This window comes from uncultured Pseudoalteromonas sp., assembly GCF_963922945.1.
Lineage (GTDB): Bacteria > Pseudomonadota > Gammaproteobacteria > Enterobacterales > Alteromonadaceae > Pseudoalteromonas.
The window spans coordinates 1-9,180 of sequence record NZ_CAWUKC010000115.1; the positions used below are offsets into that span (position 1 = coordinate 1).

The following is a 9,180-nucleotide window of genomic DNA, read 5'->3' on the forward strand; positions in this document are numbered from 1 at the left end:
TTAAGGAGAGCAGCATGGTACACACAACACATGGTTTATCTATTGGTATTGAACGCGCAGGCCGAGAATTTTTTTTAAAACTAAAAGCAGTGGGTACACTCACCCATGAAGACTATAAAGTCATTACCCCCATGATCGACTCAGCGCTTGGCGAGGTTAAACACCCTATAGCAAATGTACTTATTGATGCCAGCGAGCTAGACGGCTGGGAGCTTCGCGCCGCATGGGATGATTTAAAGCTTGGCGTAAGACACTCAAAAGAATTTAATAAAATTGCTATTTATGGCAATCAAGAATGGCAAGCCCGCATGGCTAAAATAGGCAACTGGTTTATCTCAGGCGAGGTGCAATACTACGAAAACGCCACCGCCGCCATCGATTGGCTAGATGAATAATTGCACAATAAAAAACGCTCACAAGAGCGTTTTTATTATTTAAAGCACCTTGTACTCTACTTAAGAGTTACATTACATCAGCCAGCACTGGTAATGCCGGAAATGCCCCCTTAGCTAAACACGCTTTAGAGCCACATTTAAGAGCAAAGTGCAGGGCGCCTTTTACGCTTGTTTCATCATTTAGTTTATCTGCCAGTGGTAGAGCACTTCCTAGGTTATTTAAGTAGTATAAAACTCCCGCTATAAAGGCATCGCCAGCGCTTGTTGTATCTACTGCGTTTATTTTTGGTGCCGACTCGTTAAGTGTAAATGCGCTGTGGTAAACTGTAGCAGGCTCAGGCCCGTCGGTTAAAAAGGCCAGTTTTACCCCCGTATTTAATAGCGTTTGAATGTAATCTTCGCCCGTTGTTTCGCTATGCTTTGCTAAAAAATTAAGTTCATCGCGCGAAAGCTTAACTATGTCGCAATAAGCGAAGCAGGCTTGGACATTGCTTGCTATATCATTTGTGTTTTCCCACAAGCTGTAGCGTAAATTTACGTCAAAACTAACGAGCTTATTATGTGTTTTAGCAAGTTCTAGCGCTTTAACCGTTGTGCTAGCTATGGCTGGATCGGTTAGGGTGTTTGAGCAAAAGTGCAGGGTGCTTATGCTTTGCCAATTTATTTGCGCTAAATGCGCTTGGGTTAATAATACATCGGCTGTGTTATGGCGATAAAAGCCAAAACTACGCTCGCCGGTTTCATCAAGGCTTACTATTACCATAGCGGTTTGTGAGCCAGCAATGGTAAACAAATAGTCTGTATTTACATTGTATTGCGCCAATGCATTACTTAATTGATTGGCAAAATGATCATCCCCTTTACCACCACAAAACGCGGCTTCACCGCCAAGTTTTGCATAGCCAACAGCAACATTAGCAGGTGCACCACCAGGAATGGGTAAGTACGCTGAGTTATGAGCATCTTGTGGCAGCATATCAATTAAAAGCTCGCCTAAGCACAGGAGTTTGGTCATTTGGAATATCCTAAAAAGCCTAGCAAGGCTAGGCTAAAAACGTGAAGGGGTTATTTATTCATACTTTAAAAGGCGCTACAGCGATGACTCACTGCAGCGCAATACACACATTTAGTTAAAAGCGTATTTTAAAGTAACCGACGTTGTGCGGCCGTTAATTGTACGGGCACGAATAATGTCGTTTTCAGGTACTGAACCTTCTTCAGCTTCTGTAATACCTACTGTATCGAACAGGTTGTTTACATTAAGCGCAAGGTTTAAGTTTTCTGATAAGTCGTAGCTTACAAACGCATTTACTTGCGTGTAGCCGTCAAACTTAAGGTCGTTGTTATCTTGTGCGTAAGCATCGGTTGTGCCAATAAAGCTTACACCTGCCGCGCCGTTATCGTAGCTGTAGCGCGCCATTAGTGAGTAAATTAAATCCGCTTGGCGACGTGGTGTGTTACCTACAACTTCAGGGGTTAGCGCATCTTTTGCAATTTCAGCATCGGTCCAAGTAAAGTTACCTCTAAAGTCCCACGCATCCATAAAGTAAGTTGATTCAACCTCAATACCTTTTGCTTCGTATTCGCGGTCAAAAAAGGTTTGCGAAGTTGCTTCAAAGTTTTGCTCTTCTGTTTCTGCGTAAAAGGCTGTTGCAAATACCGAGAACGAATCAAAACGTTTTTTCACACCAATTTCAAATTGGTTTACTTCATCTACTGCATCTTCATCGGCTACGCTTCCGTCACTGCGTACTTTACCAAATAATAAACGGTCTGCATTGGCGCGACCGCCTTTACTAATACGCGCAAACGTAGCTAGGCTTGGGTCAATTTGGTAGTTAGCACCTACAGAGTAAGATGAGTAGCTCCAATCGTAATTTACTGGGCTGGCGTTAGCTATATCAATACCTGCTACATTTTGTTCAGGAATAGAAATAGTACCGTCGCGGTTCATATCTACTGTTGAAGTGACAGCACCTGCATAGTTACCGCGTGCTTCACCGCTGTCGTAGCGGGCGCTTGCATCAATGCTTACATCACCAAATTTTGTTGAAAACGCAACATACGGTGCGCGCGTGTCGTACTCGGTGTCGTAATCACGCTGACAACAGTTACCCCAATAAGGCGTGCCGTATGCATATAAACCGTTTTCTGAATACTCAGTGCCATCGGCTGCGGTTACATTTAAAAGTGCCGCATTGTCGCCTTTAAGCTCCATTAAGTACGAGTTCCATAACCACGACATCGCAATGTTTTGCGTAGAGGCAAAGTAACCGAAGGTTAGGCTAGTGTCATCGCTAAACGATTTAGTCAGTTTAAAATCATTAACAATAGAGCCAAAGTCGTTAAGCGTTACATCAAAAGTGTGAATACGCATGGCAAGTTCATCATTAAATGCTTCGCCTGTGTTTGCGTTACTCAGTGTTGCGCCTACACCACCAATACTTTGTGCAATAGACGATGCACTGCCAACCTCAGCAGGAATTAGCGAGTTAAAGTTACCGCTAATTGACGATTTACGAAAACGGTTTTCGATACGCCAATCGTTATCTAAATCAAATACAGCTTCAAAACCTACCGCATCCACTTTAGGGTTCATGCCGTCGCGTAAATCGCCACTGCTAATTTGGTTTTCACCGTTTAAACGAACAGTTTTAGTAAATAACGCAGAGTGTGGTGTATCTGATTGTGCATCAAATCCTGCAATAGAATCACCATTTGAGTACATTGGCATAGGTAAGTAACCTACGCTTTTATCGTCTAGGTGTTTGTAGTAAAGGCGTACGTAGCCGTTTTCAAAATCTTTAGTAAGGTTAGCTTTAATTTGGCCACCCTTATTTGATGTGTAGCCTGTTTCGCGCGGGCCTTCGCCTTGGCGTACAAAACCGCCTACATGAAAACGCACACTATCGGTTAAGTAGGTGCCGTATTCAAAGTCGGTGCGAACACTGTCGTAATCTAGGCCAACAGTAGTAGATACGCTACCCGATTCGTTATCACCGTTTTTAGAAATAAAGTTAATTATGCCGCCAGGTGCATTACTGGCTGATGTAGAGGCTGAGCCACCACGAATTGATTCGATTGTTTGCACCGTGTTATCAAGGCGCATAAAAATATCGGCGTTACCAAAGGCAACATCACCAAATTGCATGACAGGAAGGCCATCTTCTTGCAGTTGTAAAAATTTAGCGCCACCCGATGCCACAGGTAAGCCACGCACTGCAATATTTGCATTACCTTCACCGCCCGTTGATTCAGCGCGAACGCCCGGGATAATTCTAAATGCCTCAGCCGTTGAACGCGGTGTAGATACCTCTACTTGCTCAAGCGATAAACTACTTACTGATGAGCTCGACGCCATAATAGTTGTGCGGCGAGGAACACCGGTAACAACAATTGTTTCAAGCCCTTGGTTAGCTTGCACTTTGGTTTCTTGCTCGTCTTGTGCATGAGCGCCTTGGCTTACTGCAAGTGCTAAGGCACTGATTAAATATAAAGGTGTGTGGTGTGTTGTCATGTTAACGCCTCATTGTGTTGTGTGAGTTTGTTATTTTTACTTAATCGATTAAGTAAAAATAACAAAGTTTTTACAATAAGCAAATTGTTTTTGTGTGTAATTTGCTCTTATTTTATTTTTGTATTGATTTTAAAGGTGTTTTTTATACTGGCTTGAGCAGCCATTTATGCATTTTTAGTTAATGCTTTTGCCGCAGGGTCGCGGTAAAAGTTATAAAGCATGGCTAAGAATAAGATCACAGCAAAGCCGGTAGCTAAGTAAAAGCCGTAGCGTACGTGGCCAAAGTAATCACTTATCACGCCCATAAATAAAGGCGCAAGTGCGGCCGAAAGCGCGGTAAAAAATAAAATCACGCCCGCTACTGCACCATGCTGTGCAACAGGAAAGCACGATATACCTTTAGAGTTTAAAGTAGGGTAAACCATCGACATAAACAAACCTGAAAGCGGAAGCAAGCCTACCGCCCAATCAACACCGCCTACCAAAGTGCCCACATAACACAGTGCGATACCTAAACTTAAATATGCCATAACGCCCTGCCAGCTAAAGTGATTTAAAAGCCATACAGCAATAAAGCGCCCAGCAGCACGTAATACAAAAAATAGTGTAAGTGCGTAGGTTGCAAGTAAAGGCCACGAGCCTGTGTAATCTTTTAAAAGTGTTGGCATCCATACGTAAATAGCAACCTCGGTAGCCACATATAATGCAATAGCCAACGAAAAACCAAGTGCGTACGGGTTTTTAATCATTTTCATGGTGGTGGCAAGTGAGGCGGGCTTCTCTGTATTTTTGACAACGGCAGGGTAGTCGGCGCGCCATGCCATTAGTGCTAAAATTAAACACATAACGCCGGCAATAATGTACAGATAAGTCCAGCTCACGTTTTGAGTAAGCAGTACGCCTACCAGCGCAGGGCCAACAATGGCACCAATACCAAAAAAGCCTTCTACTTTATTCATGGTTTTAGTGTGCTCTGCGTTACTTGCTGAAATATCGCCAAGTAGCGCTAGTGCGCCCGTTTTAAATAAACCAATGGCTAAACCGATACAGCAAAGCAAAATTAAAAATATTGAAAAGCTATTGCTAAAAGCAAACAAAAAACAACTGCCAGAAAAAATAAGTAACCCCAGCATTATGGTTTGTTTACGGCCTAGGCTGTCGGCTAAAAAGCCTAAAAACAAGCCACTAAAAGCAATGAGTGCCATAGGTGCATAATGAAAAGCACTGGCTTGGGTCATACTTAAACCAAACTCTGAGATTAACTCTGGAATAATCATACCTACCGCATCAGAGGTCATCGCAAACATAAAAAACATCATGTAAGTGAGTATTCGTATGCGCTGCATTGGGTCGCTTTGCGTGTGTGTGTGTAAATTTGTCATGTGATTTTTCCTCGTTGTGGCTCAAGTTATAGTAATAACTCAATCACTTACTCTGATTAGTATTACCTTTGCCACAACTTTTGTATGTAAAATATTTAAAAATTACTTGTAAAATTGTACGTGCTAGTTAAAGATATATCTTAATCGATTAAGTTTCAACTTGGTAATCACACATGATGAAGAATAAAGTTCAATTGATCACATACGCTGATCGAATCACAGGGCAAGATATAAACGCACTGACAACACTATTAAAAGGGCCTTTAGAGGGCGTATTTGGTGGTGTGCATTTACTGCCTTTTTATAATCCTATTGACGGAAGCGATGCGGGTTTTGATCCGATTGACCACAGCGAAGTAGATTCTCGCATTGGTACATGGGCTGATATTCAAGCACTGGGTGAAAACCATGACCTAATGGCCGATTTAATCGTGAACCATGTATCGGCGCAGTCTTATCAGTTTCAAGATGTGCTAGCAAAAGGCAAGCAATCAGAATTCTGGGACTTATTTTTAACCAAAGACGATGTATTCCCAAATGGGATGAGCGACGCTGAGCAGCAAGCAATTTATCGTCCGCGCCCTGGTAGCTGTTTTACACCCATGCAGTGTGGCGATGGTCAAACGTATGACTTTTGGACCACGTTTACCGATAACCAAATTGATATAAACGTAAAAGTTGAAGCGGGTATTGCGTATTTAAATAACGTATTAACTAAGTTTTCTGAGAATAACGTAAATATTATTCGTTTAGATGCAGCGGGTTACGCAATTAAACAAGCCGGTACTAACTGTTTTATGCTAGACGAAACTTTTAGCTACCTAGATAACCTCTCAAAGCAAGCAAACGAGCTTGGCATGGAAACCATTGCTGAAATTCATAGCCACTACCAAACACAAGTAGAGGTAGCAAAGCGTGTAAACATGGTTTACGACTTTGCATTACCGCCGCTTATTTTACACAGTTTATTTAATAACGATGTAGATGCACTGCTAAAATGGTTACAAATTTCACCACGCAACTGTTTAACGGTACTTGATACGCACGACGGCATAGGCATTATTGATGCTGGCCCAATGGGCGACAAGCCAGGGCTATTAAATGCACAGCAAATAGATACGCTTGTAGAAACCATGCATGCCAACAGCAATAACCAAAGCCGACATGCTACGGGGGCTGCTGCCAGTAATGTTGATTTATACCAAGTAAATTGCACGTATTACAATGCATTAGGCGCTAACGACTTAGATTATTTGATTTCGCGTGCCATACAGTTTTTTGCCCCCGGTGTGCCGCAAGTGTACTACGGTGGTTTATTTGCCTGCGAAAACGATATGGAGCTACTTGCGCGTACCAATGTGGGCCGTGATATTAACCGCCCGTATTTAAATACTGAAATAATTGAGCACGCACTCAATAAACCTGTAGTAAAAGGTTTAATAGAGCTCATTAAATTGCGTAATGAACACCCCGCTTTTGCAGGCGAGTTTAGTGCTCACGGTACACAGGGAATATGTTGTTTAACGTGGCAACTAGCAGATAAGTCTATTGCATTAAGTGTTAATTTTAAAACACGAGACGCGCTTATTACTCAAGTTAATGGCGATGAAGAAACAACGATAAGTTTAAATGCATTGCTAGTTTAACCGGCTATTAAAACATAAAAGCCAAGCTTTTGAGCTTGGCTTTTGTTTGCCCAACCCTTTTAAAATAACCTATTAACCACTTGCGCCAATATCTAGCTCGTAACTTACATCACATATTTTTTCTTCTTTTGATATAAAGAGCTCGGCGGCCATTACGCCTTTTTCTTGGCTATTTTGATGAATAGTGGTTAGGCGCGGTACAAAACGAGCGGCTTCGTCTATCCCATCAAAGCCGACAATACGCAGTTCTTCACCTATTTTTATGCCTTGTTTTATCGCTTCTCGCATCGTGGCAAGGGCAATTAAATCACTCATACAAATAATAACGTCAGGGCGGGGGGAGGCACTTAACACCTCTTTAGCAGCAATGTTAGCAAAACGCTCGCTGCTTTCTGGTATATTCCAAATACGATCATCAGCAACTGTTATATTTGCCTCACTTAATGCACGTTGATAACCCCGTAAGCGTTGGTGCGAAATAGATTGTCCTGTTTCAAATTCGTGGTGTTCATATACGCGGCATAATACGTTTTCATCAAGTAATCTTAAGCCTAAAATAGCGACTTTATCGCTTGGATTTTTTAAAACGTGCTTGGCTATTTCGTAACTTGCTTGCTCGTTATTTATATTTACTGAGGCATTGCGGGCTATATCAAAATCAATAGTGACCACATGTTTAGACACCGTTTTTAACTGCTCTACTAATGCATTATTACGAGGGCGGCCATAACAAATAAAGCCATCAACAAAGTCGACCACGCTGTTAAGGTTATCGCTATTACCAGAAAACAATAAAACATTAATGCCGTTTTTTTCAAGCACCGAGGTTACACCCCGCATAAAGCTGCTGGCCACAGGGTCCGATACCATATATTCCACACTATCGGGCAGCACTAACGCCACAATATTAAACGTACCACTACGAAGCGATTGCGCGGCTTTATTGGGCCCGTAATAGCCCAAAGTTTTACACGCTGCAAGAATATCGTCTCGGCGTTTAGCCGATAGCTGATCAGGGCGATTAAACGCATTAGAGACTGTTGCGTTAGATACACCTAACTCTTTGGCAATACTTTTTAGGGTCCAACGGGTTTGCTTACTCATACCAATTCTTTACTCAATACTCATGTTAATAAACTAACATATTCAGGGCGTTAGCAAAGTAAAAAATAAGGTTTTAGCTTTAATGTCGGCACTCTTTAGGCGCAATGCCAAAGGTTTGTTTAAATACACGACTAAAGTGGCTTGCGCTATTAAACCCAACATCAAAGCACACTTGGCTAATAGCTTGGCCTTGCAGTAATTGATTGCGGGCTTTTGTTAGTTAGTACCTCACAACACTACTTTAAGCGTGTTGTAATATATAAGTACAAAACCCGCCGTATTCAAAACGTTAAAACCTAAGCGCTTTAAACAGTTCATTACCTGCGTTAAAAAACGGTTTTATAATATTAACTTTTATAAAAGCTGCTCTAAAAATGTGCAGTGATTTATGTGTTGTCGGATATGACTGCTCTCCCCCATTTTGGTGTATTACAGCATTAATGGAAATTTCTTTGTAGCTAACTAATTGTTTACAGGTGGTTATTTGCTGGCTAAGATGAAAGTATCGTAATATAGGGACATTTGTCGGTTTATAAAACGACAAATGTCGTAGACAAAGTTGTTAGAAGCCAAGGAGAATCATGGCTCGTCGTTCAGAGTTCAAAGGAATTGTAAGAAACTTTGCTCACATGCTAAATAACCGCAATAACGATCACCTTGGTTACTGGGCTACAGGACAACTATGCTTGCTCGCACAGCAACAGAACATCTCTTCTATATCAATCAATCTGTTAGAAATAGAGCATAACAGCGTAAAAAACCACCTCGAACCTTTTGTTAAAAGCATGCGGAAATCACTCATTAATATGCTGAATTCTCATAAAATTCCCTCATCATGGCTTACGTCAGCTACTGTTACTTTTAGCTTTAATGAACAATATCAAAAGCAGTATCACTATTGGCGTTCGGCTCTAGGCTCACCCTATCTGGTAACATTGGAAATCACGTCAGACTTAGGCAAGGTGTATAAACAAACATTTGGTGGTAATGTAAATCCACACAACCCTCTTAAGGAACAACGGCGTGCAGGCTTCTAACAAAAAAATTAAGTCACTCACTACGTTCGCTGGGACGCAGACATGCGGGGCGGCTTCGCCATTATGCCCCACATGTCTGCGCCCGTTATTGGAAAGTTA

The 9,180-nt window shown here is 41.8% G+C and carries 7 protein-coding genes and 1 pseudogene; 3 read left to right on the forward strand and 5 right to left on the reverse strand.

Annotation, left to right across the window (positions count from 1 at the left end; translation table 11 throughout):
- The first annotated feature begins 14 nt into the window (after positions 1 to 14).
- Positions 15 to 395 carry an STAS/SEC14 domain-containing protein gene (locus AABI99_RS16795; protein WP_337849055.1) on the forward strand — a complete coding sequence of 127 codons (381 nt, stop codon included), beginning with the start codon at positions 15 to 17 and terminating at the stop codon, positions 393 to 395.
- A 67-nt stretch (positions 396 to 462) separates the two neighbouring features.
- Here AABI99_RS16795 and AABI99_RS16800 read toward each other — a convergent pair whose 3' ends face one another.
- The 3 genes from AABI99_RS16800 to AABI99_RS16810 form a co-directional block, all read right to left on the reverse strand.
- The gene (locus AABI99_RS16800) at positions 463 to 1,410 is read right to left on the reverse strand and encodes a carbohydrate kinase (RefSeq protein WP_338367242.1); all 948 of its coding nucleotides are present in this window, start codon (positions 1,408 to 1,410) and stop codon (positions 463 to 465) included.
- A gap of 111 nt (positions 1,411 to 1,521) precedes the next feature.
- A complete protein-coding gene (locus AABI99_RS16805) occupies positions 1,522 to 3,912 on the reverse strand; it encodes a TonB-dependent receptor (RefSeq protein WP_338367243.1) in 2,391 nt (796 codons plus the stop codon).
- Between the two features lie 164 nt (positions 3,913 to 4,076).
- The gene (locus tag AABI99_RS16810; RefSeq protein ID WP_338367245.1) at positions 4,077 to 5,294 is read right to left on the reverse strand and encodes an MFS transporter; all 1,218 of its coding nucleotides are present in this window, start codon (positions 5,292 to 5,294) and stop codon (positions 4,077 to 4,079) included.
- A 173-nt stretch (positions 5,295 to 5,467) separates the two neighbouring features.
- On the opposite strand from AABI99_RS16810, the gene gtfA reads away from it, so the two are divergent.
- Entirely contained in the window at positions 5,468 to 6,940 is a 1,473-nt protein-coding gene (gtfA, locus tag AABI99_RS16815; RefSeq protein ID WP_338367247.1) for a sucrose phosphorylase, read from the forward strand.
- Between the two features lie 72 nt (positions 6,941 to 7,012).
- Here gtfA and AABI99_RS16820 read toward each other — a convergent pair whose 3' ends face one another.
- Together AABI99_RS16820 and AABI99_RS16825 are read right to left on the reverse strand one after the other, a co-directional pair.
- Entirely contained in the window at positions 7,013 to 8,044 is a 1,032-nt protein-coding gene (locus tag AABI99_RS16820; protein ID WP_338367248.1) for a LacI family DNA-binding transcriptional regulator, read from the reverse strand.
- Positions 8,045 to 8,123: 79 nt separating this feature from the next.
- Positions 8,124 to 8,264 (reverse strand): annotated as a pseudogene (locus AABI99_RS16825) (helix-turn-helix domain-containing protein); the annotation flags it as partial.
- A gap of 361 nt (positions 8,265 to 8,625) precedes the next feature.
- Between AABI99_RS16825 and AABI99_RS16830 the strand changes: the two are divergent.
- A complete protein-coding gene (locus AABI99_RS16830; RefSeq protein ID WP_338367249.1) occupies positions 8,626 to 9,081 on the forward strand; it encodes a hypothetical protein in 456 nt (151 codons plus the stop codon).
- Positions 9,082 to 9,180: the final 99 nt, after the last annotated feature.